The organism is Pelagibius litoralis, assembly GCF_011683915.1.
Taxonomy (GTDB): domain Bacteria; phylum Pseudomonadota; class Alphaproteobacteria; order Kiloniellales; family Kiloniellaceae; genus Pelagibius; species Pelagibius litoralis.
In genome coordinates this window covers 15686-41312 of sequence record NZ_JAAQPH010000021.1, presented here as the reverse complement: position 1 = coordinate 41312, position 25627 = coordinate 15686, and the positions used below count along the sequence as shown (strand labels likewise).

Sequence of the window (25627 nt, the reverse complement as noted above, 5' to 3'; positions counted from 1 at the left end):
GCGTTATGAGTGAGTCCGATAGCTACGTGATGCTGATCTCGAGTCTGCCGAGTCCGGAGGCGTTGTTCGTTGCTAAGCAACCACCGCTGTCACGCCTGAAGCTGGACCAACGGCTGCGTGTGCTGACGCCCGAGGATGCCGAGACCTTGAAGCTGATCGAGGACGTCCTTGACTGGCGTCGGTTTCCAATGACCTTCTCTGAGCAGGATGTCATCGATCGCGGACGCGCAGCTTTGTCCCAGATCGGCAACCGGACTCTCCATGAGATCCTGCGTGGCCGGCTCGAGATCCGAACCTGCGTGGCCGCACTGCGCCACCGGGCCCGGGGCGAGGGGCCACCGCCGGGCAACAACTCCTGGGGCTTCGGACGCTGGACCGGGCATATCGCCCGCAACTGGGCTGAAACGGGTTTTCGGCTCGAGCGCGTCTTTCCCTGGCTGGGTGAGGCTGCCCGTTTGATGGAGCAGGGCGACACGATCGCACTGGAACGCCTGATACTGGACCAATCCAATAAGCAGTTGCAGCGCCTTTCCGGCAGTCACGCCTTTAATTTCGAGGCGGTCGTGATCTACGTGTTGCGCTGGAGCATCGTCGAGCGTTGGGGCCGCTACAACAGTGAAGCCGCGGCGCACCGCTTCGAAGATCTGATCGCCGCAGGCCTCGGTGCAGAGGCGCAACTATCATTCGAGGGTGAGATCTGATGGTGGGGAAGTCACGGGGCGCGCAGCAGAAACCGGAAATCGCGCTAAAGCCAACGGCCAGTGTGGTGGCTGTACAGGACGATCTCGTCGAGATCGAAACCCTGGCCACCGAGGACGGCGGGCAGGGACACCTGGTGAAGAACGAAGTCATCTACATCTGTCCGGGCGCGCTGAATGAACGGGGTGAGCAGGAACGCCTGAAGGCCGAAGTGCTCCGTGTCCAGGGCGCAACCGCCGATGCCCAGGTCTACGAAAGCACACTGGGTGTCGCGGTCGGCGATGCGGTCGAACAGAGCGGCGAGATGCTCTCCGTCGAGCTTGGGCCGGGGCTTTTGGGGCAGGTCTACGATGGACTGCAGGCCCCCTTGCCAAAGGTCGCCGCTCGCTACGGCATCTTCCTGCCGCGCGGCGCCGAGATCGCGCCCCTGGATGAGGATAAGAAGTGGTCCTTCATCCCAGTCGTCAAAAGCGGCGCCGAAGTCGTCGCAGGCGATACAGTCGGGACGGTCCAGGAGGGGCGTTACCGGCACAAGATCATGGTGCCCTTCGGTTGGCCGGGAAGCTTCCGCGTCTCCTGGATCCAGGAAGGCAGCTTTACCCTGCGCGAGGTTGTTGCGCGGTTGGAGGATAAGGCCGGGCGGGAGCGCTCCGTTTCGCTTTCGCAAAAATGGCCGGTGCGCAAGGCGCTCAATGCCGGTCTGCTCAAGCGGGGGCTGTCGCGCCGGCTCTATCCCGACGAACCGGTAATCACCACCCAGCGCCTGATTGACACCTTCTATCCCATCGCCCGCGGCGGCATGGCCTGTATCCCGGGGCCTTTCGGCGCCGGCAAGACCGTCCTGCAGGGCCTGATCTCGCGTCACTCCTCGGTCGACGTCGTGATCGTCGTGGCCTGTGGTGAACGCGCCGGTGAGGTGGTCGAGACGATCAATGAGTTTCCCGAGATGTCCGATCCCAGAACAGGCGGAACGCTGATGGACCGGACGATCATCGTCTGCAATACCTCCTCCATGCCTGTCGCGGCGCGGGAAGCCTCAATCTTTACCGGGATCACCCTGGGCGAATACTACCGTCAAATGGGCTATGACGTGCTGTTGATTGCGGATTCCACCTCGCGCTGGGCGCAGGCCATGCGCGAGACTTCTGGTCGGCTGGAGGAGATCCCGGGGGAAGAGGGTTTCCCGGCGTATCTGCAATCCTCGATCAAGGGCGTCTACGAGCGGGCCGGTGTGATCGAAACCAACGACGGTGCGCATGGCAGTCTTACTATGATCGGCACGGTTTCCCCGGCCGGCGGAAATTTCGATGAGCCCGTCACACAATCGACGCTGGCGACCGTCAAGTGCTTCCTCGGTCTCTCGGCGGACCGCGCCTACAAACGATTTTACCCTGCCGTTGACCCGCTTCTTTCCTGGTCGCGCTATTTGGAGCAGCTCGCACCCTGGTACGATGAAACGCTGGCGGCGGGTTGGACCAAGCGGGTGGAAGAGATGCAGGACCTCCTGAACCGAGGTGATGCGGTTCTGCAGATGATGCAGGTGACTGGCGAGGAGGGTGTGACCCTGGATGACTTCGTAACCCAGCAAAAGGCATTGTTTCTGGATATGGTTTACCTGCAGCAGGACGCCTTTGATCCGGTGGACGCCACGGTGCCCTTGGAGCGGCAAAAGCTGGCCTTCGATAAGGTCTACGACTTTGTGACCCGCAGCTACGACTTCGCCGACAAAACGACCGCGCGAGGCTACTTCACTCAGCTGACAGGATTATTCAAGAACTTCAATTATGCTGCAACAGAGTCGCCTGATTACAGCGACTTGTTGCGACAGATCGACAGACTCCCAGATACCTATACTAAGCAAGTTGACCAATAACTGGAGCATTTCATAGCTTGGTCAACCGCTCCTTCGCATCAGACATCCTTGCCAAAGCCCGACGGATTCTCTCATGCCAATTCGGGCTGGCTGCTATTGCTTTATTAAAGGCATCTTCGAGTTAGTCAGGACGATCCTCAGCAAATATTTTGATGGGGGATTCAGCTTGAGGCCGACCTCTTCTTGAACCTTAAACCGCTAGTATTATCCCGCCGTACAATGTAGTGAGGTATCCGAGTCGGTTTCATACTCCCCCTTGTGACTGGACCAATGTTAGTGACATGTATGGGTGTATATGAGCTTGCCCCCCAACGTTCGACCGGCTTGAGGCCCAAGTTCCTGTTCTTTAGACCATCGGGCGGCTGGGTTGCCCGATGGATTTTATGAACTCCATCGGGGTCTTGTTGCCGATGGCGTTGTGAGGCCTCTCCTCATTGTATTCTCTCCGATAAACCTCGCATTTCGAGCGCGCATCGTCCAGCGAGAGGAACCAATCCTGGTCGATGCATTCGGCCTGTTCAGCAACTCCCTGTTCAGGTTCGACATAGCGAAGTCAGGTGCAATCTGGACAACCGGCATGGAGAAATCCTGAGCAGATACACTCTGCGCCGACAGGCTGGACACTGACACAAAAGCTGCCAAGCAGATTGCGAGTTTTTTTCATCGTTCCGTCCTCTGAACCTGAAAAATTGAATGGAATGTGTCCTATGACGATATCGTCGGACATGACGCCTTCAGCAGAGCAAGTCTTACAAGACACGACGATGACTGCAGGATAATAAGTATGTTAATCGCCAATGGGATGCCTTGTTGGCGGTGGCCAGTATCACCCAATCCAACGTAGATTTGATGAGACTTTCCTATGACAGAACGGGAACATCATCGCCGCGCAGTGGAGACACCGTGGGCAAGTTCCAGCAGTTTCAGCGAGTCCCTCTTGTCCCTACCAAAAACTATGTCCGGATGTATGAATGGTGCAGACTGTCAAGGTGAGATATGGATTTGATCCGGCCCTCCCGCGGAATTGGCCACGCTAATGACTCACCTTTCTCTGAGAAAAGATGCTCCATTCCATCGGAAAATCCGACGTGAGGGTCAGACCCATTCCGTAGCCGTTCTGTTTGTCAGGCCAAGGCGCATAGCACAACAGTCCGGCCGCTGGGAGTGTTACCGGCATGCCCCGCGCCAGCAGGCTACGGTGGATCTTTGTCCAAACAGTTATTGATCTTCAAAGGCTATAGTCATATGTCACAGGATTGAAACTTTCGCCGCCAGTACGGCATCCTGTTATAGGCAGTGCAGGCGACTGCTTGCAGCAACGCTCAAAAGAACGGGCGTCACCCGACTAAATGCATGTGCTGCTGCTTTTTGAGAGGTTGAGGCGCGCGCCGCAGTCATCTGGCTGGGACTTGCCGAACTAACCGGACTATCTCGAATTTCTCAGTGGTCCCTATTCTGCCCACTGGAAATGCACAGTATCAGTGCGTGCCAGTAGTGCAGGGTGGTGAGTGTTTTGTGAGAGTTCATAGTTCGTGTTCAGAAGAATAAAAACAACTCAGCTGTCCAAATAAAAAATAAGCCGATACAAGAGCTTTATATGGTGAACGCCGCTGAATCCATAAACGAGAACTTGCCTATCGCTGTGTCAGATTTCGAATCTCTGGTCGAAGGTTTGGATTATGCAGCTAAGGGACGGACTGGTTACAATTTTTTCTCATCGAGAGGTGAGCTCCAGCAGGCGTTAACTTATCGAGAGTTGCGAGAGCAGGCGATTGTACTTGCGCAGCGCTTCGATAAGGCAGGATTGCAGCCTGGCGCCCGGGTGGCGATTGTGGCCGACACGGTTCCAGATTTCCCGATTTTCTTTTTCGCTTGCCAGTACGCCGGCCTGATTCCCGTTCCCCTGCCTTTACCGATCCATCTCGGCAGCCACGAGGCCTATGTCGAACGTCTGCGTTCCATGATTACAAGGGCGGGGGCGGAGGTCGCTGTCGGTCCGCCGGAGATGATCCACTACCTGACCGAGGCGGCCGGTACCCTCAAGATGATCGGGACGCCGGCGGACTTTTATGCGCTGCCGCACGCGGGCGGTGATCTCCGGCCTTTGGCCGCGCATGAGCCTTGCTATATCCAATACTCCTCCGGCAGTACCAGCCTGCCGCGCGGTGTCTTCGTTTCCCAGCGGGCTATCACCTCTAATGCGCGCGGCATCGGTCAGCACGGTTTGAAACTGCGTAGCGGCGATCGCAGCACTTCCTGGCTGCCGCTCTATCACGACATGGGGTTGGTCGGTTTCTGTCTCACGCCGATGTTGAGCCAGATTACCGTTGACTACCTGTCAACCAAGAGCTTCGCACTGCGGCCGCTCACCTGGCTCAAACTGTTGTCGCAGTACGGCGGAACGATTTCCTTCAGCCCGACTTTTGGCTACGAGCTTTGTGTCCGCCGTGGACTCAACGGCTCGGCCAAGGATCTCGATCTCAAGCGTTGGCGTATTGCCGGTATCGGCGGCGATATGGTGCGCGCGGAGATCCTAAAGCGCTTTGCCGATACTTTTGGCGTAACGGGGTTCTCATCCAAGGCCTTTTTGCCAAGTTATGGCTTGGCGGAGTCGACCTTGGCGGTAACCTTCGCAGCCTTGGACAAGGGAACAGAGATCGACCGTGTAGACCAGGATCACTACGCGTCGAATGATGGCGTGACGACGGTCAAGCGCAACCCTGGCGGATCAAACCGGGCGGTGCGATCTTTTGTGAACTGCGGAACCGCGTTGCCCGGTCATGCGGTGGAGGTCCGCAGCGAGAAGAACGATCTGCTGCCGGATCGCTACGTTGGCCGAATTGTGGTCAAGGGGCCGAGTGTTATGGACGGCTACTTCAACGACCCGGCGGCCACCGCAGCGGTGATGACGGATGATGGCTGGCTGGACACCGGCGACCTTGGCTACATGGTCGAGGGGCGCCTGATCGTGACCGGTCGCCGCAAGGACTTGGTGATTCTGAACGGCCGCAACATCTGGCCGCAGGACGTGGAGTGGGCTGTGGAGGCGCTTGAGGACGTCAGAGACGGCGATGTTGCTTGCTTCTCGGTCATCGAGCCCGACGGCGATGAGCAAATGGTTGCTGTGCTGCAATGTCGACTGCATGATCCGGCCGCGCGCGAAAACCTGCGCAAGCAGGCGGCCGCGACGGTCCGTAAAACCTGTGGTGCCGACTGCCGTATTGTCCTGGTGCCGCCGAAGACCTTGAGGTTCACCTCTTCCGGCAAGCTTAGCCGCACGGCTGTGCGCCAGGACTACATCGCCGGCGAAATCTTCGATATAAGCTACCCGATCGATCAAAAAATATCTCCCGGCTCTGCTGCTGCGCAGTCAGGCGATTGATCTGAGACTGCGCGCTGGCCAAGTAGACCGTCGAATCGGCTTGCAACAGGGGTTCTTGTTGGGCCGCCACGAGAAGCCCGATAGGCCATGAACGGAACCACGCCTGTGGCAGGATGCGTTGCTCTTACCGGTGCCACGGGGTTTGTCGGCGGACATATCCTGCGGCAATTGGTCGATGCCGGCTGGCGGGTCAAGGCACTGACGCGGCGTAGCGACGGCTTGGCGGACTTCGGGCCTGCTGTGACGCCGGTCGTTGGGTCGCTCGAATCGACGGCAGCGCTCACCGAACTGGTGACTGATGTCGATGCGGCGGGCACCTACAAGGCGATGGCGAGGCGCTCCAGGGTGACGAAGCTGGGAGCGGCCGATCCGTCCGACAAGGTCAACTTGGGCCAGGCCGTAGCGCTTGCGCAGGGCACGGACCAGAAGACCGACTTCGCGGGTGAGGGCGATGGTGGGCATCGGCGGTCAGGCCAATACGAGAGGGTCTGGGGTCCAGGGACGCAGCCTGCCGACGCGCTGCTTAGGATTGGCCAAGCGCTCCAGATCGATCAGGGCAGCCTGCAGCCATTCGCTGTCCTCGTACATGTAGATCCGCGCGTTGCCGCGCCGCGCGACGATGACCCCAAGGGCGAGCTTGGCGTGAATGCCCGCGACGGTATGGGCCAGCACGGCAACGGCATCGCGCACCGGATCGGCGTAACTCTGGAAGAGGTCGGAGTACTGCAGATAGGCGTTGATATCGCAGGGCGGTATGGGGCCGCGCCGGGGGAAGGGCATGGAGTCCCCGCGCGCGTAGCGGGCCGGGAGTGCGGCTGCGGGAATGAAGCCGTTACGACCGAAAATTCCCACCAAGGGATTGTCACACATAGCGTAATTCCGGCTTGAGTCTTCAGGATACTTTGTCTTGCGTTGGCTAGTGATCTGAACCGGAAAGGAGCCGGGAGATGGGCGAATATGTGGGGCTCGACGTATCGAAGGACGAAACGGCCTTCTGTGTGAAGGACGCAGCGGGAGATGTGCTCGCTGCGGGCAAAGCGGCGAGCGACCTGGGCGCGCTGTTCGAGGTCTTGAAGGAGCATTACCTGTGCCCGGAGTGGATTGTGATCGGAACCGGGGCGCTGACGCCATGGTTGGCTCGCGGGCTGAGGGCGCGGGGGCTTGAGGTGATGGTAATCGACGCCCGGCAGGCCCATGCGGTGATGCGGCTTCAGCATCAGAAGACCGATGCCGGCGATGCGGCGCTTCTCTGCGAGATCGCGCGCACCGGCTTTTACCAGGAAGTTGTGGTCAAGCCTGAGGAGGCCCAGGAGAACCTGGGCATCGTCAAGGCCCGCAGCCATCTGGTCAGGCGTCGGCAGGACCTTGAGAATGTCTTGAGGGGGCTGATGACGGTGCCGGGCGTGGGCCCGATGACTGCGCTTTCCTATGTGTCGGTGATCGGGGAGGCGGGCCGATTCAGGCGCTCGCGCACCGTCGGGGCCTATCTGGGCTTGGCGACCCGGCGTTACCAGTCGGGGGAGATGGATTATTCCGGGCGCGTCCCGAAACAGGGGGACAGGCTCTTGAGGGCGCTGTTGTATGAGGCTGCCAACAACATGCTGACAGTCGTACGGCGTTCTCATCCTCTGAAGGATTGGGGGCGCGGCAGCCACAAGAAGGCCTGTGTGGCCCTGGCGCGCAAACTGGCGGTGCTGATGCACCGGATGTTGACGACTGGAGAGCCATTCAGGTGGCCGGAAGCGGCGTCGAGCTGATTGAAGGAAGCTAAGGGTATGGTGAATGGAAAGGCAACTCTCTGAGCGGTTCGTCCCGATCCGGGGACGCGGCTCGGACGACCTCGTGCATGGGATTGCAGCACTGTTCCAGACGTGACTGCGCGTTACACATCAGGGGCGTCAAGGCCAAAGGGCACTATGGTGGAGCGGCCGGCACTGCCGGGTCAGACTTCGTAGACAACCATGTTCCCCGGTGGTGGACCGCCGATCGGAGACTGGCTTGACAGCCGGAATTAGACAACCCTATGCACCTACGGTGCTGACAACCAAACGAGGCAGTGCCGGTGAATTGTTGTCCGAGAACGGCTTTCGTGGCTCTGTCACCGATTACGCTGGCGCCCGTTGCCGTTTATACTTTGATCAGGGTGCCTGACAGAACCGGTTTCATAACAAAGCGTTGAGCCAGTCGGGCGCTGTAATCATCTTCTCTGAGAGATTTTCAGCTGTTGATTCGGGATATTAAAATACCCGGGCTGTCCCTGCTCGCAAGTGGCTGTCTTCGACGGTGGATTCAACTGATCGCCGCAACACACTCAGCGAACCTGTCCGCCGGGGTTTGATATTGCAAGGTTTTGCGCGGCCGTTCGTTAAGCTGGCGTGCATGGTTAAGTTCATCGGTCAGCTCATGGTTGGAGCCAAGACAAACAATACACGGTAAATGACGACTTGAAACGCGACCACCACCCCACCCCGGCTTTCAGCATGTTGCTCGTCGGTTTCCGAATCGAAACAGCTATTTTGTTGATTTGAGATATCCGCGCCTTTCGACATCGGGAAATGCATCGCCACGCCGGACATAGGACGTGTTCTGCGTCAATGGACGTGGCGTGAAATCCCAAAGTTCCTCGCGCCCCGTGCTCAGTGCGGTATCGACCAGTTTGCGGTCGACCTGCAACTGGATGATCTCCTCCAGCAAGGTATCGAGCGGCCAGGTCTCTTCTACCACTTGCGTCAGGCGGCGTTCCTCCGGGTGACCTTGCCCCGCCAGATTGATTTGCTCACAGGGATCTGACGAAAGGTCGAACAATTGCGCAGGATAGGCGCGGGAGACGGTCAACTTCATATCGCCGTCTCGCACGCAAACGCGCGGCGCGGCGGTCCCACCGTCGATATGCTCAATGAACACGGGCGCGGAGATCGGTTCGCCTTGCATGGCTGGCGTCAGGTCTTTTCCGTCCAGCCGCGTCTTGATCTGGGTTTTCGGAATACCGGCAACGGACAGCAGCGTCGGAAAGATGTCTAGCAGAGAGGCCGGTTCGCGCACACGCCTCGGCCCGATCGCTGGGTGAGAGATCATCAAGGGGACTCTGATCGCCGGGTCGAACAGCGTCTTCTTGAACCACATCCCCCGTTCGCCGATCATGTCGCCGTGGTCCGAGGCGAAAAGGATCACCGTGTTGTCGGCGTATCCGCTGTCCCGCAGGGCCTGCATCAATTCGCCGAAGAGATCGTCGACATAGGAGATCATGCCGTAATAGCCGTGCCGTGCGTTGCGATAGTCCTGCGCGGTCAGTTCGGACTTGTCCTGTCCGTAGTGGTAGTAGAGCGACTGGCTGTGCGGATCGCGTTCGTCCACCGGAATGTGAGGAACGCGCGGTGGGTCGATGTCCGCATCATCGTATCGGTCCCAGCAATCCCGCGTCGTCACGTACGGGTCATGCGGCTGAGTGAGCGAGACTGTCATCATGAAAGGGCATTTGTCCGTCGACCTTGCCCGTGCGAACAGCTCGCGTTTGGCGTGATGAATGACGTCCTCGTCATAGTCGATCTGCATGGAACGGGCGACGGGGCCTGCGTCCTTCACCGTGTCGATCGTTGAGACGCCGAAAGTATACGCCCGCTCTTCGTCACAGTTGTAATCGCGAAAGTCCGCGTCCGGCGTCCACGACATGTCCGCGGGGTAGATCTCCGTTGTCAGCCGTTCTTCGAACCCATGGTACTGGTCTGGGCCGACGAAATGCATCTTGCCGGAAATGCAGGTATAATAGCCCTCGGCTCGCAGATAATGCGCAAATGTCGGCGTCGAGGCGGTGAATTCTGCGCCGTTGTCGAAAGCGCTGATGCGCGAGGGCAACCGTCCGGCCATCATGCCGAACCGGGACGGCGCGCACAGGGGATATGCGCAATAGGCATTCTCGAAGACGGTGCTTCGCGCGGCTAGGGCATCGATGTTCGGCGTCCGGCAGACCTTGCCCCCATAGGCGCTGAGCACGAATGAGGTCAGTTGGTCGACCATGAACAACAGGATGTTGGGTTGCGTCATCTCAACCTGCTGTGGTTGCGTGGATGAGATCCTTGTAGAGCTGTCGGACGCGTTCTGTCACTAGGCGCTCGCCCGTGCCGATGGGCTTGCCGTCGATTTCCGCCACCGGCGTTTGCGCGCCGAATGTGCCGGTCACGAAAGCCTCATCGGCGCCATAGGCCTCGTAAAGGGAATAGTTCTTCTCGAAGACCGGGATGTCGTTCGCGCGGCAAAGCTCGATCACCTTGGCCCGCGTAACCCCGTTCATGCAGTAATCCCCGGTCGAGGTCCAAACCTCGCCGCGGCGCACGATGAAGAAGTTGCAGGCATTTGTTGTGTTCACGAACCCATGGGGGTCCAGCATCAGCGCTTCGTCCGCGCCGGCCTGTTCGGCCTGCAGGCAGGCGATCACGCAGTTCAGTTTCGAATGGCTGTTATATTTCGCATTCTGGCTCATCGGCAGGCCGCGCACCTGTGGGACGGTGGCCAGACGAATGCCCTTGGACTGCAGCTGGTCCACGGGTTTGGAGTGCTCAAGGATCATGACCACGGTCGGGCCGAAGCGGCTGAGTTTTGGGTGCTGGAAGGGTTTTGCTTTGACCCCGCGCGTGACCATCAGGCGGCAATGCACATCAGTGGTCATGTTATTTGCGGCAGCGGTCCGGTTCAGCGCGTCCAGCACCTCGTCCATGGTCATCCCCGGATCGAGTGAGACCGATTTGCAGGAGTTGAAGAATCGATCCATATGTTCGTCGAAGAAGGCCCATGTCCCGTTATAGAGGCGCAGCCCTTCCCACATGCCGTCGCCCAGCATGAAGCCGGAGTCATAGACCGAAACCTTGGCGTCGTCCCGATGCACCAGCTCTCCGTTCACGTAGATCTTGATGTCGCGATTGCGGGGATCGTCGTCGGCGTCGTGGGTGCTGTGACTTTCGGTCTGGTTCATTCAGTGTATTCCGCTGCTCTCGACGATGGCAAAGGCGATCATCAGGTCAAGATGCGCCCCTCCGCCGTTCTTGAAAATCGTGATGTCGGATGGCGAGGCTCGTCCCGGACTGCCATGTGAGAGGTCATAAAGATCCGCCAATATATCCGTCGGCGCGATCACACCTTCGCTCAGCGGGATCTTCAACTCTCCGATGTGGTCGAGCGTCGTGTCGCGGTTGTCGACAAACAAACGCGCGCGCAAAAGGGCGGCGTCATCCACCTTGCGCATATCTGCCCGGAAGGCACCGATCAGATCCAGATGCGTGCCCGGGCTCAGCCAATCGCCCAGTACAACCGGCGCGCGCGCCATGGTCGCGGTGGCGACGATGTCGGCCTCCTGCACGGCCACTTCGAGATCGGTGACCGCTTGGATAGTGATCGGGCCGCCGGAGACCGTCTCTGCCAAGGTCTTGGCCGATGTGGCGGTGCGGTTCCAGATCGAGATTTCGTCGAGATGCGGGAACATGGCGGGATAGGCTTCTATCAGCGTTCTGGCGACACTGCCTGCGCCGACAACGAGTAATCGGCGACTGTCCGGCCGGGCCAGCATCTTCGCGCCGAGAAGAGAATCCGAAACCGTTTTCAGGTTCGTCACCACGGCGCTGTCCAAAGTGGCGAGATGCCGTCCGGTCGCGTCGTCGAAGACCAGCATGGCGCCCTGGATCGTCGGGACGTCCCGATCCGCGTTCTCCGGCACGACAGTTACCGACTTCACCCCGAAGCCCAATCCCTTGATACGGGCAGCGCGGCTGAGCAGCGTGCGTTCCGCCGGCCCCAGGAACACATCGGCAATCTCGGCACGTGGCCTTTTGTGACCGGCTTCAAGGGCCGCGACATACCGCTGCCAATCCAGTGCCGCCGGTAAATCGGCTTTCGTCAGAAACGGCGGTGCGGTCACGATGCGACGGCCTTCATGAAATCCTGCGTGATGGGGTGCTTTGGCACTGTGAACATCTGTTCCGGGTCGCCTTGTTCCACGATCGCACCGTCGACCATTAGGATGACCTTGTCGGCGACGGCGCGGGCGAACCCCATTTCGTGGGTCACGCAGATGATCGTCATGTTGCCGCGGGTGAGTTCCTGCATCACGTCGAGCACCTCGGAAATCATTTCCGGATCGAGTGCCGATGTCGGCTCATCGAAAAGCATGATGTCAGGATCGAGGCTGAGGGATCGCGCCAGTGCCACGCGCTGTTTCTGCCCGCCTGAAATTTGGTCAGGGAACTTGTGGGCATGCTCGGCCACGCGCACCCGCCCAAGCTGACCCATCGCGATCTGCGTTGCCTCCGTCCGGCTGCGTTTGATCCCGCGCACCTGCGGCAAGACGCAGTTTTCCAGAACCGTCAGATGCGGAAACAGGTTAAAGCTTTGGAACACCATGCCGACGCGTTTGCGCACGGCTTCCAATTCCCGTTCGTCATCGCCCACACTGTGCCCCAGAACCGAGAGCGCACCATCGGCATAGGCTTCCAGCCCGTTGACGCAGCGGATCAGAGTGGATTTTCCGCTGCCGGAGGGCCCACAGATCACCAGCGTCTCGCCGTGATCGACATCCAGCGTCACGTCCCGCAAGGCGTGATGATCGCCATAGTACTTGTTGAGCTTCTCGAAGGAGATCGCGTGTTCAGCCATGACCGACCCTCATGCGCGTTTCAAGCCAGGCCCCATAGCGGGACAGGCCGAAGACGAAGACGAAATAGATGAAGGCGAGGAAAAGGTAGACCTCGACATATTGCTGGCCCCATTCGCCGGTGCCGACCACGGCGTTGCCCGAGGCCATGACCTCGAAAAAGCCGATGATCGTGACGATGGACGTTTCCTTGAAGGTGATCACCGCCTGATTGATCGTCGAGGGCAGGGTGTTGCGGAACGCCTGAGGCAGTTGGATGTCCACGACCTGAGACCAGAACGGCATGTTCAACGACACGGCCGCCTCAACCTGCCCGTCGGGGATCGACTGCAATCCCGCGCGGATGATCTCGGCCTGGTAGGCCGCGAAGAAAAGCGCGAAGCCAATGATAACGCGGCCAAGCTTGTCGCCCTGCAGCCAGTCGGGCAGTACGAGCGGCACGACGACGGCGGCGGCAAAAAGGATCGTCAGCAACGGCAGGGAGCGGAAGATGTCGATGAACAGTCCCGTCGTTTTCGCGATCACGGGCAGGCTTGAGCGCCGCGCGAAGGCAAGGATCACGGCCAGAGGCGTGCCAAGGACAAAGACCGCCGAGAAGATGAAAATGGTCAGTGACAGCCCGCCCCATTGTTCGGTTGTCACAAGCGGCATGCCAGCGAAACCACCCCGCATCAAAAGGACGAATGTCCCAAAGCCGACAAGCCAAAGGATCGGCAATCGCCAGACTGTCCAGAACAGCGGCACACATGACAGGACCATAGTTGCAATGACCGCAAGACATGCGAGGGTGGAGCGCCAGTGTTCCTCGTAAGGATACAGCCCGAACAGGATCAACCGGTGACGGTCCTGGATGACGGCCCAGCAGGCCCCCGAGCCGTGGCCACAGGCCTCGCGGTTTTCGACCGTCCAGATCGCGTGGCGCAGGCCCCAGGTCCAGACGGCGCTGACAACCCAGATGATCAGCGCAAGGAAAATCAGTGACAGAACGCCGTCGAGCCAGGTCGAAAAGAAATGTTTCTTGAACCAATGGCCAATGCCGGACTGCGCTATGGGCGGTGGAAGGGTCTCTGCAACCATCGGTCAGCTCCGTCCCTTGAGTTTCAAACGATCGTTGAGGACGTTCATCGCGAAGCCGATGGAATAGTTGATGATGACGAAGCCGATCATCAGAAGGGCCAGAAGCTCAAGCGTCTGACCGCTTTGATTGATCGAAGTGGACACGACCGCAAAGTAATCGGGATACCCGATCACGATACCGACGGTCGTTCCTTTCATCAGCCAGACGTACTGGTTGGCCAGCGCAGGCAGCATCGCGCGGAATGCCAGGGGGATGCGAATGAAGCGATTGATCTGTGACGAGTTGAACCCAAGCGCCGCGCCGGCCTCCAGCTTGCCTTTGTCGACCGACAAAAGCCCGCCGCGAGTAATCTCACCGATATAAGAGGCCCCGAACAGGACAAGTCCGATCAGAAGGGCGGTGAATTCGGGTTTCAGAGTGAAACCACCGTCAAACCGAAGCCCCTTGAGTGCCGGAACCGAGATCAGCGGCATTTCGGGGGCGCGGCCGGTCAATAGCAGTACCAGAAACAGGGCCGCGAAAGCCGCGATGGCGCCGAGTATGCGCTGGCGAAGGTCGAAACTTTTGCTGAGTCCGCGAAACGCGAACGCAAGGACGACCAGGCCCGCCACAAGGATCAGCACATCCAGGCCGCTCAGTGCGGGCACAGGCAATGTCAGCCCTCGGTTGGAGAAAAAGGCCACATCTACGAAGCTGATGGCGTTGCGGGGGCTTGGCGTGTGTGTTAGCAGCGCGTACCAGAACAGTACCTGCAGGATCAGCGGCACATTGCGGAACAGTTCGATATAGGTGCCGCCCACAATCTGCATCGGCGTGTTCGTCGACACGCGCATCAGGGCAAGCACAAGCCCAAGCAGACTTGCAAGAACAAGGGTGAGCAGACCGACTGCGAGTGTATTGAGAATACCGACGAAGAGCATGTGGGCATAAGTCGACCGGGGGCCGACGTCGATGACCGAAAAGCCTACCGTCCAGCCCGTCGTCTGTTCGAGAAAGCCGAAGCCTGTGGCCATGCCCTGCGACAGGATGTTCGCACGACCGACCAGCGCCGCTGCCACGATCAACGCGATCAGAAGCGCGAGAAAGCCGATCTGGAATGCGCCGCGACGGAACGAGCGTGACCGAATGAGCGCCGACATTATCTAGCCCCTTCAAATTGGAGAGGGGCGCCCCTGTAGAGCGCCCCGGTGCTTCAAGTCAGTCGAGCACCAGCGGGTAGAGCACGCCGCCATTGTTCCACAGATTGTTCAATCCGCGTGGCAGCTGATAGCGAGAGCCGTCGCCGACCGTGCGGTCATAGATCTCGCCATAGTTTCCTACGGCTTTGATCATGTTGTAGGCCCAATCGTTGGACAACCCCAGGCGATCGCCGACGCCGGGTGTCACACCCAACATCCGCTCGATGGTCGCCGAGGGCGGATTGGCCCGCATGTCGTCGACATTGGCCTGCGTGATGCCCTCTTGCTCGGCCAGCAGCAGGACCGAAACCATCCAGTTGATCACGTCCAGCAGCGCCTCTTCGCCTTCGCGCACAACGATGCCTTCGGGTTCGAGCGCCATCACGTCTTCGAGGATGATGAAGGCATCCGGATCCGGAGCTTCGACGCGCGTGGCGGACAGGAACGGACCGAAGCCCGGCACCGCATCGCAGCGTTCGTTGTAGATCGCACCCCGCAGCTCCTCCGGCTTCTCGAAGGCGAGGACTTCGTATTCAAGGCCGCGGGAATCCATGTAATCGACGAGGATACGCTCGACGGTGGTGCCCGCTTGTGCGCAGAACACACCACCTGCGAGGTCTTCGATGGAACTCGCGCCTAGCTCCTTGCGCGTCATGGTATAGAACGGGCCGACGAAATACGGGCGCGAGTACTGCAGACCCAACTCCGTGTCGCGCGTCATGGTCCAGCCGGTCACCTTGATGATCACGTCGATATCGCCCGACTGAATGGCCGGGAAGCGCTGTGCCCAGCTGACCGGGATGATCTGCAATTTGTCCGGGCTGCCGGTGATTGCGGTCGCGAGCGCCTTGCACATCTCGATGTCGAAGCCTTGCCATGCGCCCTGCGCGTCCACTTCTGCAAAGCCGAGGTAGGAGCCATTGTGTCCCGTGCAGAGCAGGCTGTCCCGATCCTTGATCGCGCCCAGTACACCTTCGTCCTGCGCCATCGCCCCGGTCGCACCCGTAAGGACGACCGCAGTCGCTGCGATCATTCTTCCGATTTTTGAAGTCATATCGTTCTCCGTTGGTTTTCGTATTTCATTTAGGCGACCGCATCTTCTTCGGGTGAGTTTGAAAGTTCGAAGGCGAATTCGGTCCCGTCTTGCGGCAACGAGATGCCAAGCCCCGGCCGATCGGGGAGCGGCATTTGCGACCCGAATTCGGTGCCGGACCATGGCAGGCGGTCGAAAAACACCTGATGCAAATGGTGATATTCGACATGCGCCACCGTTTCGTCGGCGGCAGCGAAATGGCAGGCTGCCATCAGGGCGACCGCGGTCGATGAGACCTCCAGCGAAAGCCGGATCTCCGTTTCCCGGACCAAGTCGGCCAATTCCGTCAGGCGGCCGAACCCGCCGCAGGCGATGGGCGCGGTTTGCAGGAAAGAGACGGCACGTTCCTCGACTAGCCGTGCGTGGACTTCCCGGCGGTACTCGGCTTCCGTCGCCATGACCGGCACACCCGCCCGGACGAGCCGAGCCATACCCGCGATGTCCTCTGCCGGTAACGGTGACTGAAATGCCTCGATCCGCTCCGTCGGAAGAGCCTCGAAGAAGCGCAAGGCCTCAACAGGTGTCAGGCTGTAGACGGCGTCAATGATTAGCCGTGACGTCGAAGGCAAGACATCCAGGGCCTGTCGCACCCGCTCGAGGTCTGCCTCGAAATCGAGCCCGCCGATCTTCATTTTCACGATCGAGAAGCCGGCTTGGGACATGCCAGCGACCTCGCGCGCCAGCTCGGGCAATCCCTTACCTTGTCCATAAAGACCGCCGCTTGCATAGAGCCGTACGTGCCCCGCCGCCGTGTCGTTCATGGAACGCCAGATCGGTCGCTGTTGGGATTGGGCCCGTAAGTCATGCATCGCGATGTCGAGCCCCGACATTGCCGAAGCCAAAAGCCCGTGTCGTGCGGTCAGCGTCGCCCTTGTCCAAAGGGTCGTCAAAATTTCTTCGAGGGAGGACAGCTCCCGACCCAGGAAGGCTGGTATCACTTCTGTTTTGAGATAGGCGCAAAGCGTGTCGGGCGCGGTGTCGAAGCACCAGCATTCCCCAAGCCCGATGCGTCCTGCACCATCTTCGACCTCGACAAAAACGACGTATTTCTTCGTCCATCGGATTGCCGGATTCCAGAATTTGCCGCTCAGGTCGTTGCAGTGCGTGTGCACACGGATGTTGGCGACAAAGCTCACGCGACGACCGGCTTCTTTTTGCGGGACCCAAGGCCTGCAGCGACTTCGATGGAGAAATCCGCATCGGCCTCGTATCGCAGTGCTTTCAGAAAACGGTCGTGGAATTGGAAGGTGTGTTCGTGCGCGACCCTGTCGGCGGCCATGACATCCTGGGCTTCGATCGCCTCGATGAAATCGTCATGCTGATCGGCGAGTTTGTTCTCATCACTCGTCGCCTCCAGGAATCTGATGTGGATATGCAAGAACCGGCGCGCTTCGGACAGCAGCTGGCCGTAGTGCCGCGAAACATAGGGATTGCGGCCGACTTCTCCGATCGCTTTGTGAAAATCATAGTTGGATTGAAGGATCCCGAAGCGGTCGCGGTTCTTTACCGCTGTGCTGTAGTCCCCAGCCAGTTCCTTGAGCCAAACCAAGTCGGCGGCGGTTCGGTGGCGCGCGGCCAGACGCGTCGCGTACCGCTGTTGCAGGTCTAACGCCTCGATGAAGCTTGAAAAATTTACGAGATCGATAGGGGCGACGATGGCCCCGCGATTGGGCAGCGTTTCCACCAGACCTTCGGCTGCCAATCGACTGAGCACTTCGCGAATTGGCGAGCGTGAGACGTTAAACCGTCGGGAGAGTGTCGTTTCGTCGAGCGGTGCGCCTGGCTCCATTTCGAGCGTCAGGATTTCGCGTCTGACAGCCTCGCAGATTTCGTTCGTTGCCGAGCCGCGCTGGAACTTGAACTCCACCACAGGGTACTCCTGCTTAATTTTGTCGACAGTTTGCGTGCAAAAACGATATTTGTCGACAATTAGTATGCAAAATGGCAATTTATTTTTCGAGACCCTTTGCCGGTCGCAAGGCGAATAGCCTTGTCGAAGTGACAATTTGCGGAGGAATTGAGTTCAGGATCAGCAAGAATGCCGATCGCTGTCAGAACGCGTTACGTCGCAGTCGCGCGGCGGCCTCTTTCTTCGTGGTGATAATGTGTGCCTGAAGCAGCGCGACACCGCGTTCGACGTCGCCTTGTTTGCAGGCCTGCAGGATATCCTGATGCTCCTTGTTGGGGCGTTCAAACCCAGATGCCTCGGTCACCACAACCCTGGTCACCGGCCCGATGCGGCGTTGAATATCCGTGATCATCTCAAGTAGCTGCGCGTTACCGCAAGGTTCATAGAGCATGTAATGGAATTTCTGGTTCATCTCGCTCCAATGTGCGGTCGTGCAACTCTGGCTATAGTCACCGAGAATTTTGGCGATTTCATCAAAGTCGGACTGGATCTGGTTCGGAATCGCCATTTCCAGCGCCTTGCATTCCAAGGCGACCCGGATATCCATCAAATTGAGCAACTCGGTGACCGAAATTTCCCGCACCGTCGCGCCCTTGTTTTTCCGGAAAAGAACATACCCTTCGGCTTCGAGCTTCATGAGCGCCTCACGCACAGGCATCTTGCTCACGCCGTGATTCCTGGCGATTTCATCCTGCCGCAGCGGTACGCCGCCTGACAGCTTTCCTGACAGGATATCGTTCCGCAGCGCCTCGTAGATGGGCTGGGAGGCGGAGAATACGGCCTGATCAGGTTTCACGGGCTGCTCATGCTCCATCGAACGGTCTCGCTTTCACCCAAAACTAACTGCTAACCGGACGGTTTGCCATTCTTCAAAGCGAGTATTCATGGCGAGATGCATGTTCGAAAGAGAGCCCGGTGAGCGCGCTGTGCTACGCCCACCGGCAGTGGCCAGACCTCGCGCGCTTGCAAAGCCAGGCAGGGAGAATGGTGGGGGATGGTGTCTCACTCGCGCACCACCATGACTGAGCAGTTTGCGTGCCTAACGACACGCGCGGCATTTGGGCCTAAAAGGTAGTCGCTCAACTCGGGACGATGCGACGCCATCACAACCAAATCGGCATTCACCTTGCCCGCGATGGAAAGGATCTGGTCGTAGATCGCACCATGCGCCACGACGTGCTGTACTTTGAGGCCATCAAGATTCCTGCTGTGGGTGAAAGCGTGAAGCTTCTCCCGTGCCGCCTTTGAGACTTCTTTCGAGAACCCGTCTGGAAAAAATGTCGATGCAAAAGACCCAAGCGGGGCCACAACGGTCAGAAAGTGCAATGTGGCCTCATAGTCCTGCGCGATGCGAACTGCCGTTCGCACGGCCTTTTCGCTGGTCTCCATCTGCTCGATATCGACGGGGACAAGGATGTGTTCATACATTGGCGGGCTCTCCTTGCGCATTGCGGCGCCGGGCCAGTTGGAACAGGATCAACAGGATCAGCGCGCCATAGGCCGGAATGTAGAACCATTCCTTTGCCATGCGCTTCTTTGGTTCGCTGAGCTCAAGGATTTGCCAGTCGAAGTCGATCCCCCATTTTTGCGCCGGGCTGTTGAAATCGACGTTGTCGACAAACACATCGTCCCCTTCGATGCGCATGGTCATGCCGGTAGCTTCCAAAAGACGGTCAGCGCCGGGGCTGCCCACCTCGCCCAGCGGGATGGCCACGCGGCGTTCAACGACATCGCCGCTGAAATTCTCGCCGGTCATAAACATCTGGATCTGCGCGTCTTTCGCGGCAGTCTCTGCAACCGTGTAAATAGAGGAGGGCGGAACAGCTTCAAACGGCGGCTGAATGCGATCGAGCCAGAACCCCGGTCTGAGCAAGGACAAAGCGATGACAACAAGCAGAGCGCTTTCGATCTTCCAGTTCTTCGTCATGAAGTACCCTTGGGTCGCGGCTCCAAAGACGCACATCGCAATCGTGGATGAGATGATCACCAGCGCCGCGCTCCAATAGCTTTCGACACCGATCAACAGAAGCTCGGGATTGAAAACGAAGATGAAAGGCAGGATCGCGGTTCTGAGGGAGTAATAGAACGCCTGTACCGATGTCTTCATTGGATCTGAACGCGCCACGGCGGCACCCGCGAAGCTGTCCACGGCCACAGGCGGGGTCGTCCCCGACATGAGGCCGAAGTAGAAGACGAAGAGGTGGACAGCAAATAGCGGAATGACGAGGCCGTTTTGTGCGGCGAGGGTCACCAGTGGCTGCGCCATGACGCTGGCTACAACAATGTAATTTGCCGTTGTCGGCAGGCCCATGCCCAGAACCACGCACATGATGGCCGTGAAGAGCAGCATGATCATGATGTTGCCGCCCGAGACCGCATTGATGATCTCGGTCATCAGGAGGCCAAGTCCGGTCAGGGACACGGCCCCGACAATGATTCCGGCAGCCCCCATCGCGACCGCAATTCCGACCATGTTGCGCGACCCGGCGATGAAACCGTTGATCAGGTCTGCAAGCCCTTCCTTGAATTCAGGCGCGAAGCCCGAGGATTTGGTTTTGCGAAAATAGGTCAGGATGGGTTTCTGCGTCAGCATGATCGCTACCATCACAACTATGGCCCAGGACACGGCCAGACCCGGCGACAGGCGCTGGATCATCAGGCACCAGATCAGCACGCCAATGGGCAGGGCGAAGTGCAAACCGGCCATCAAGGTGGGCTTCAGTTTCGGGATTTCGATCAGGGGAGCGTTGGGGTCGTCGATCTCAAGCTCAGGGTATCCGGCCGCGATCTTGAGCAGCCAGATATAAAGCGCGATCATCAGAACACCTGCAATGGGTGTCGCGAGCGGGCCTGCGACAACGCCGAGCCCTGTCGCCATTGCATAGACAATGCCCGCAACCAGAGCGACCGCGCCAAAGCCAAAGAGGAAGCGGCCCAAGGCTTGCAACAGCGTGCTTTCTTGCACTTTTGCGAGAACGGGCATATTGGCCTTCACCGCCTCAAGATGCACGATGTAGAACAGGCCGATATAGCTGACGATGGCGGGCACGAAGGCGTGCACGACCACCTCGAAATAGGTGATGCCCACGAACTCTGTCATGAGGAAAGCTGCGGCCCCCATAACGGGTGGCATTATCTGGCCGTTGATGGAGGAGGAGACCTCAATGGCGGCGGCCTTCTCCCCGGTGAAGCCGATGCGCTTCATCAGGGGGATTGTGAAGGTGCCTGTCGTCACCACGTTGGCGATGGCGGAGCCGGAGATCAGACCCGTAAGGCCAGACGACACTACGGCGGCCTTGGCAGGGCCGCCCCGCAGATGACCCAACATCGAAAAGGACAGTTTGATGAAGAAGTTGCCTGCGCCGCCTTTGTCGAGCAATGAGCCAAAGAGGACGAAAAGAAAGATAAAGCTGTTTGAAACCCCTAAGGGCAGGCCAAAGACGCCTTCGGTCGTCAGCCACATGTGATCGACGTAGCGGTTCAGCGAAAACCCGCGGTGCGACATCAGGTCGGGCAACATTGGTCCAATGAAAACATAGGCCGTGAACACCGCAGACACGATGACCAGTGATATGCCTAGGACGCGGCGGGTGATCTCGAGCACCAGCAGAATACCGATGATCGAGACGGCGGTCTCGACCGGGGTGCGGACGCCGCCGGCGTTGTTCACGACATCCCGGTAGAAAATCAGAATATAGAGCGAACACCCCGCAGCGACGATGGCCAGAATCCAATCCAGTGTCGGGATGCGGCTGCGCGGCGAATTCAGGAATGCGGGAAAAGTCAGGAACCCGAGGAATAGCGCGAATGCCAAGTGGATGGCCCGTTGCTGGCTGTCGTCAATCAGGCCGATCCCCGTGGTGAAGGGAAGCGGGGACGCCATGTAAAGCTGGTAGAGCGGCCAAAGTAGGGCCACGCCAAGGATGACTTTGCGGGCAAGACCGGAAGGGTCGCGCGTGCCAGTATCATTTTCGGCGATAAGATCTTCGAGCTCTTCCTGATGCGTTTTCTCGGTCATGTGCGCCCCCTTGGAAAAGTGGAAACGGGCGCGAAACATGTCGCGCCCGCTCTTTGGCTTTTGCCGTTATTCCATCAGACCGACTTCCTTGAAGTACCGCTCCGCTCCGGGGTGCACGGGAACAGACCGGCCGTTCACGACCGCGCCTTCGCGCGTGATCGCGACATAGAGCGTCGACTGCGCCGTGAAGTCTTCGAAATTATCGAACACGGCCTTGACCATGTTGTAGACCACCTCTTCATCGGCGCTGGCAGAAGCAACCAGCGTCGCAGGCAGGCCCCAGGTCGTCAGTTCTTCGGTCTGACCGCGATAGGTGCCGTTGGGGATGATCGATTTGCCGTAATAGGGAAACTCCTCGATCATCGCGTCGATGGTCTCGTCGTTCCAGTTCAGTACCGTTGCATCGCAGGTGTTTGTGGCCTCGGTGATGGAGGACGCGGTGACACCGGTGGTGTAGAAGAACGCATCGATCTTGCCATCGCAAAGCGCCTGCGCCTGTTCGCGGGACGTCAGGCGGGTGGCCTGGCCAAAGTAGCTTTCCGCGTCCGTGTCGTAGCGCGACAGGGCGAAATTCATCGTGGCCTCGGTGCCCGATCCCGCGTTGCCGATGTTAACGATCTTGCCTTCCAGATCGTCGAAGCTCGTAGCGCCCGCGTCAGCGCGCGCAACCAGGTGAGCCGTGTCGATGTGCAGGGAGAAAAGGAAACGCAGGTCTTCGTTCGCGCCGACGTCTTCGAATTTCGAGGAGCCGCGGTAGGAGTGATACTGCCAGTCCGCTTGCGCAATCGCTACGTCCAGTTCACCAGCCTGGATCGACCGCAGGTTGGCGACCGAACCACCTGTCGATTCCACGGTGCAGCGGATGTTGTGGCCCTGAGCTTCGCGGCTTTTGTTCAGAACGTTGCAGATGAACCCACCCGTTGGATAGTACCCGCCGCCGATTCCGGCGGTTCCGATATTGACGAACTTGCGGTCCTGCGCTGCCGCACCGGACGCCAACGCGATGGCTGCCCCTGTGGCCAGTGCCAAGAGTAATTTGGTTTTCATGTCGGTCTCCCAGGTTGGTTCAAGACTCTGATCAGGCTGTCATGCAGCCATTTGAGTGCGGCTTAAGTCTTGTTAATCGTATTCATATTTGTCAAGATCGAATACGATTTGATTTCTTGCTTCCTCCTGTGAGGAGCGGAAAGGTCAAATGGCAGGCGTGTAGAGATGGAAAAGAATGACGACGACCAGTTATGAAGTTGCAGTGATCGGCGCCGGGATCGTCGGGATCGCAACGGCCTATTACCTGAACAAAAATCACGGAATCACACGCATTGCCTTGATCGATCGGGACGCGCCGATGGCCTTCACCTCGGCACAGTCGGGCGAAAACTACCGCAACTGGTGGCCGCACCCGACCATGGTCGCTTTCACCAACCGCACGATCGATTTGCTCGAAGATGTCGCGCGTGAGAGCGGCAACCGCATCAATATGAACCGCCGCGGCTATTCGCTCGTGACCCGGCGGACCGAAATCGATGATTTCGTGCAGCAATTGCATTACGGCTTGGGCCGCAGCGCCGACACGCTTATCCGTTATCACACGGGCGCAGACGCCGGAGGGTACGAGCCTGCGCTGGCACCAGACTGGGAAACCGCGCCTATAGGGGTTGATATCCTGCAGGCTCAGCGACTGATCCGCGAAGCCTTTCCATCCTATGCGCATGACGTTCAGACCGTCATCCATATCCGTCGCGGCGGCGGCATCAGCGGGCAGCAGCTTGGCATGCATATGCTCGAGGCTCTCAAAGGAACCGGAGTCGAAAGGGTCACCGGGGCCGTCGAGAACATTGCGCAGGGCGACGGCTACAAGCTGGAACTCTCCGGCAAAGGCGGCATCCGCCACATCAAGGCCGATAGGATCGTGAACGCCGCGGGCCCGTTCGCGGGCCGGATCGCCGACATGCTGGGCGTCGATTTGCCGATCTACAACACGTTCCAGCAGAAGATCGCGTTTGAGGACAGGGAGAAGGTCATTCCACGGAACATGCCCTTCTCGATCGATCTCGACGGCCAACAGATCGACTGGACCGACGAAGAGCGCGAGATGCTGATGGCTGAGCCCGACTTTCGCTGGCTGGCCGAGGACATGCCAGGCGCTATCCATTGCCGCCCCGATGGCGGGGACAATGGAAGCTGGATCAAGCTTGGCTGGGCATTCAACGAAAAACCGGCCACCGCGACGTGGGAGCCGCCGCTGGAGGACAATTTCCCGGAGATCGTCTTACGCGGGGCCGCACGTCTCAACCCCGGCCTTAAGGATTACTATGGCCAGCTGCCACGGAACATGCACCACTATGGCGGCTGGTACACCATGACCGAAGAAAATTGGCCTTTGATTGGCCCCATGTGTCTGGAAGGGGCTTTCATGATTTGTGCCATGTCAGGCTTTGGCACGATGGCCGCCTGTGCGGGCGGCGAGCTTTGTGCGGCCTGGGTCGCTGATGCGCAACGACCTTCCTATGGGACGGAATTTTCATTGGCTCGCTACGAAAACACCGCGTTGATGCGGTCGCTGCGCGAAAGTGCGAAAGGAGTACTTTGATGCGTGACCCAAGGGTGACCCGTGTCGTTCTGATCGGGGCGGGTCGGATGGGCCATGCCATGCTGGTGGGGTGGCTCCGCGAATTGCGACCCAGCCATGAGTTTCATGTCGTAGATCCTGGCGTATGCGATGCTGTTGCCGCGCTGCGAAAGAGGTTGGCAAATCCCGGGTCGCTGGTCCACTACGCCTCCGCTCAGGATCTGCCTGATGATCTTGCGGCGGATGTGATCGTACTGGCGACGAAGCCGCGGATCATCGCCGCTGCATTGCAAGCGATGCCAAAGCCGACCGCCCTTAACGCGGTCGTCATCTCGGTGGCGGCAGGTGTTGGCATCGCGGATATCCAGCAACACCTCCATGGTAATCTGTCAACGGTGCGTGTCATGCCAAATATCGGGGCGAGCGTCGGATATTCGGTCAGCGCAGGTTTTGCCGACGCCTCAACCAAGCCAGATGGGCGCGTGCATGTCGAACTACTCTTCCAGGCAATTGGGACGTTTTCATGGCTCGAAAGCGAAGACCAGCTTCATGCTGTGACAGCGCTCTCCGGCAGTGGGCCGGCATACGTGTTTGCGATGTGCGAGGCGATGATCATGGCAGGGATCGAACAGGGGTTGGACGACACGACGGCACGGTCTCTCGCTATCGCAACCGTGTCGGCTGCAGGCAGGCTGTTGGAGAATTGCCCCGATCCTGGCCTTCTGAGAGAGACCGTCACAAGCCCCAACGGCACGACTGCAGCGGGATTGGCTGTATTGGGCAAGGAAAACGTGCTGGAACGCTTAGTCTGGCAAACATTGGACGCGGCAAGACAACGGTCGATTTCACTCTCCAATTTTTGAACTCAAAGCTGTTGATCCGAAAAAGTCGGTCTGACGACAAAAGAAACCTTCTCTTCAATTCAGAGGGTCGAAGGGCGGCTTCATCTCGCACTTCAGTCATCCGTAGCATCTCAAGCTAAGGTGACGCTCAACGTCCGTTTCTGGGAAAGCTGCACCGCGGCGATCTTGATTGCAATGACTAGCGGGTTTGGTCCGTCCTGCATTTGGTCTACGGCAGCTTTGTGCGAGGTTTGGCCATTTGTACATCCCGCAGCATCATGCGATTTGGGCTCTCTGCCGTCTTTAGCGGGGTCTCAATGCACGACCGGTTTTGGAAGGCGTACGGCTG

At 58.9% G+C, this 25627-nt stretch carries 20 protein-coding genes and 2 pseudogenes; 7 read left to right on the top strand and 15 right to left on the bottom strand.

The annotated features are described in order from the left end of the window. Positions 1 to 5: 5 nt before the first annotated feature. Complete coding sequence (locus HBA54_RS22360) at positions 6 to 701, top strand: hypothetical protein (RefSeq protein WP_167228880.1); 696 nt, start codon at positions 6 to 8, stop codon at positions 699 to 701. After that, positions 701 to 2572: a V-type ATP synthase subunit A gene (locus HBA54_RS22355; protein ID WP_167228878.1), complete on the top strand. Its 1872-nt coding sequence runs from the start codon at positions 701 to 703 to the stop codon at positions 2570 to 2572. Before HBA54_RS22360 ends, HBA54_RS22355 begins: the two co-directional genes overlap by 1 nt. A gap of 346 nt (positions 2573 to 2918) precedes the next feature. Here the strand turns inward: HBA54_RS22355 and HBA54_RS22350 are convergent. Then, positions 2919 to 3083 (bottom strand): annotated as a pseudogene (locus HBA54_RS22350) (integrase core domain-containing protein); the annotation flags it as partial. Between the two features lie 1086 nt (positions 3084 to 4169). Between HBA54_RS22350 and HBA54_RS22345 the strand changes: the two are divergent. Both HBA54_RS22345 and HBA54_RS29935 read left to right on the top strand, forming a co-directional pair. Beyond that, positions 4170 to 5954, top strand: a complete 1785-nt coding sequence (locus HBA54_RS22345) for a fatty acyl-AMP ligase (protein WP_167228876.1) — start codon at positions 4170 to 4172, stop codon at positions 5952 to 5954. A gap of 87 nt (positions 5955 to 6041) precedes the next feature. Continuing rightward, positions 6042 to 6269: pseudogene (locus tag HBA54_RS29935) on the top strand (NAD(P)H-binding protein); the annotation flags it as partial. Positions 6270 to 6422: 153 nt separating this feature from the next. Here HBA54_RS29935 and HBA54_RS29230 read toward each other — a convergent pair. Then, complete coding sequence (locus HBA54_RS29230) at positions 6423 to 6824, bottom strand: hypothetical protein (RefSeq protein ID WP_240932840.1); 402 nt, start codon at positions 6822 to 6824, stop codon at positions 6423 to 6425. Positions 6825 to 6901: 77 nt separating this feature from the next. Between HBA54_RS29230 and HBA54_RS22335 the strand changes: the two genes are divergently transcribed. After that, entirely contained in the window at positions 6902 to 7711 is an 810-nt protein-coding gene (locus tag HBA54_RS22335) for a transposase (protein ID WP_167228872.1), read from the top strand. Between the two features lie 754 nt (positions 7712 to 8465). On the opposite strand, the gene betC is transcribed toward HBA54_RS22335, so the two are convergent. From betC to HBA54_RS22270, 13 genes are all read right to left on the bottom strand, one after another. After that, positions 8466 to 9995: a choline-sulfatase gene (betC, locus tag HBA54_RS22330; RefSeq protein WP_167228870.1), complete on the bottom strand. Its 1530-nt coding sequence runs from the start codon at positions 9993 to 9995 to the stop codon at positions 8466 to 8468. 1 nt (position 9996) lies between these two features. After that, a complete protein-coding gene (locus tag HBA54_RS22325; protein WP_167228868.1) occupies positions 9997 to 10920 on the bottom strand; it encodes an aminotransferase class IV in 924 nt (307 codons plus the stop codon). Then, a complete protein-coding gene (locus HBA54_RS22320) occupies positions 10921 to 11745 on the bottom strand; it encodes an ornithine cyclodeaminase family protein (RefSeq protein ID WP_322096090.1) in 825 nt (274 codons plus the stop codon). 110 nt (positions 11746 to 11855) lie between these two features. Further along, a complete protein-coding gene (locus HBA54_RS22315) occupies positions 11856 to 12593 on the bottom strand; it encodes an amino acid ABC transporter ATP-binding protein (protein WP_167228866.1) in 738 nt (245 codons plus the stop codon). Then, positions 12586 to 13668, bottom strand: coding sequence for an amino acid ABC transporter permease (locus HBA54_RS22310; protein ID WP_167228864.1), 1083 nt, complete (start codon positions 13666 to 13668; stop codon positions 12586 to 12588). The genes HBA54_RS22315 and HBA54_RS22310 overlap by 8 nt, the downstream gene beginning before the upstream one ends. Before the next feature lie 3 nt (positions 13669 to 13671). Then, positions 13672 to 14808, bottom strand: coding sequence for an ABC transporter permease subunit (locus HBA54_RS22305; RefSeq protein WP_167228862.1), 1137 nt, complete (start codon positions 14806 to 14808; stop codon positions 13672 to 13674). A gap of 58 nt (positions 14809 to 14866) precedes the next feature. Beyond that, the gene (locus tag HBA54_RS22300) at positions 14867 to 15901 is read right to left on the bottom strand and encodes a transporter substrate-binding domain-containing protein (protein ID WP_167228860.1); all 1035 of its coding nucleotides are present in this window, start codon (positions 15899 to 15901) and stop codon (positions 14867 to 14869) included. A gap of 29 nt (positions 15902 to 15930) precedes the next feature. Continuing rightward, complete coding sequence (locus HBA54_RS22295) at positions 15931 to 17076, bottom strand: mandelate racemase/muconate lactonizing enzyme family protein (protein ID WP_167228858.1); 1146 nt, start codon at positions 17074 to 17076, stop codon at positions 15931 to 15933. After that, complete coding sequence (locus tag HBA54_RS22290; RefSeq protein WP_167228856.1) at positions 17073 to 17810, bottom strand: GntR family transcriptional regulator; 738 nt, start codon at positions 17808 to 17810, stop codon at positions 17073 to 17075. Before HBA54_RS22290 ends, HBA54_RS22295 begins: the two co-directional genes overlap by 4 nt. A gap of 181 nt (positions 17811 to 17991) precedes the next feature. After that, positions 17992 to 18663: a GntR family transcriptional regulator gene (locus HBA54_RS22285; RefSeq protein WP_167228854.1), complete on the bottom strand. Its 672-nt coding sequence runs from the start codon at positions 18661 to 18663 to the stop codon at positions 17992 to 17994. A 188-nt stretch (positions 18664 to 18851) separates the two neighbouring features. Continuing rightward, positions 18852 to 19277, bottom strand: coding sequence for a universal stress protein (locus tag HBA54_RS22280; RefSeq protein ID WP_167228852.1), 426 nt, complete (start codon positions 19275 to 19277; stop codon positions 18852 to 18854). Then, on the bottom strand, positions 19270 to 21867 hold the full coding sequence (locus HBA54_RS22275; protein WP_167228850.1) for a TRAP transporter permease: 2598 nt from the start codon (positions 21865 to 21867) through the stop codon (positions 19270 to 19272). The genes HBA54_RS22280 and HBA54_RS22275 overlap by 8 nt, the downstream gene beginning before the upstream one ends. A 66-nt stretch (positions 21868 to 21933) precedes the next feature. Continuing rightward, positions 21934 to 22914, bottom strand: coding sequence for a TAXI family TRAP transporter solute-binding subunit (locus tag HBA54_RS22270; protein WP_167228848.1), 981 nt, complete (start codon positions 22912 to 22914; stop codon positions 21934 to 21936). Positions 22915 to 23089: 175 nt separating this feature from the next. Here HBA54_RS22270 and HBA54_RS22265 point away from each other — a divergent pair, with 175 nt between their 5' ends. Together HBA54_RS22265 and proC are read left to right on the top strand one after the other, a co-directional pair. Further along, positions 23090 to 24457: an NAD(P)/FAD-dependent oxidoreductase gene (locus HBA54_RS22265; RefSeq protein ID WP_167228846.1), complete on the top strand. Its 1368-nt coding sequence runs from the start codon at positions 23090 to 23092 to the stop codon at positions 24455 to 24457. Continuing rightward, positions 24457 to 25299 (top strand): pyrroline-5-carboxylate reductase, encoded by an 843-nt coding sequence (proC, locus tag HBA54_RS22260; RefSeq protein ID WP_167228844.1) that lies wholly within the window; start codon positions 24457 to 24459, stop codon positions 25297 to 25299. Before HBA54_RS22265 ends, proC begins: the two co-directional genes overlap by 1 nt. The last annotated feature ends 328 nt before the right edge of the window (positions 25300 to 25627 follow it).

Bases quoted from the DNA above. Each gene is read 5' to 3' on its own strand.
- HBA54_RS22310 (WP_167228864.1), bottom strand. From the start codon at position 13,668: ATGGTTGCAGAGACCCTTCCACCGCCCATAGCGCAGTCCGGCATTGGC.
- HBA54_RS22300 (WP_167228860.1), bottom strand. From the start codon at position 15,901: ATGACTTCAAAAATCGGAAGAATGATCGCAGCGACTGCGGTCGTCCTT.
- HBA54_RS22285 (WP_167228854.1), bottom strand. From the start codon at position 18,663: ATGGAGCATGAGCAGCCCGTGAAACCTGATCAGGCCGTATTCTCCGCC.
- HBA54_RS22275 (WP_167228850.1), bottom strand. From the start codon at position 21,867: ATGACCGAGAAAACGCATCAGGAAGAGCTCGAAGATCTTATCGCCGAA.
- HBA54_RS22335 (WP_167228872.1), top strand. From the start codon at position 6,902: ATGGGCGAATATGTGGGGCTCGACGTATCGAAGGACGAAACGGCCTTC.
- HBA54_RS22345 (WP_167228876.1), top strand. From the start codon at position 4,170: ATGGTGAACGCCGCTGAATCCATAAACGAGAACTTGCCTATCGCTGTG.
- proC (WP_167228844.1), top strand. From the start codon at position 24,457: ATGCGTGACCCAAGGGTGACCCGTGTCGTTCTGATCGGGGCGGGTCGG.
- HBA54_RS22355 (WP_167228878.1), top strand. From the start codon at position 701: ATGGTGGGGAAGTCACGGGGCGCGCAGCAGAAACCGGAAATCGCGCTA.
- betC (WP_167228870.1), bottom strand. From the start codon at position 9,995: ATGACGCAACCCAACATCCTGTTGTTCATGGTCGACCAACTGACCTCA.
- HBA54_RS22360 (WP_167228880.1), top strand. From the start codon at position 6: ATGAGTGAGTCCGATAGCTACGTGATGCTGATCTCGAGTCTGCCGAGT.
- HBA54_RS22325 (WP_167228868.1), bottom strand. From the start codon at position 10,920: ATGAACCAGACCGAAAGTCACAGCACCCACGACGCCGACGACGATCCC.
- HBA54_RS22280 (WP_167228852.1), bottom strand. From the start codon at position 19,277: ATGTATGAACACATCCTTGTCCCCGTCGATATCGAGCAGATGGAGACC.
- HBA54_RS22270 (WP_167228848.1), bottom strand. From the start codon at position 22,914: ATGAAAACCAAATTACTCTTGGCACTGGCCACAGGGGCAGCCATCGCG.
- HBA54_RS22305 (WP_167228862.1), bottom strand. From the start codon at position 14,808: ATGTCGGCGCTCATTCGGTCACGCTCGTTCCGTCGCGGCGCATTCCAG.
- HBA54_RS22315 (WP_167228866.1), bottom strand. From the start codon at position 12,593: ATGGCTGAACACGCGATCTCCTTCGAGAAGCTCAACAAGTACTATGGC.
- HBA54_RS22265 (WP_167228846.1), top strand. From the start codon at position 23,090: ATGACGACGACCAGTTATGAAGTTGCAGTGATCGGCGCCGGGATCGTC.
- HBA54_RS29230 (WP_240932840.1), bottom strand. From the start codon at position 6,824: ATGTGTGACAATCCCTTGGTGGGAATTTTCGGTCGTAACGGCTTCATT.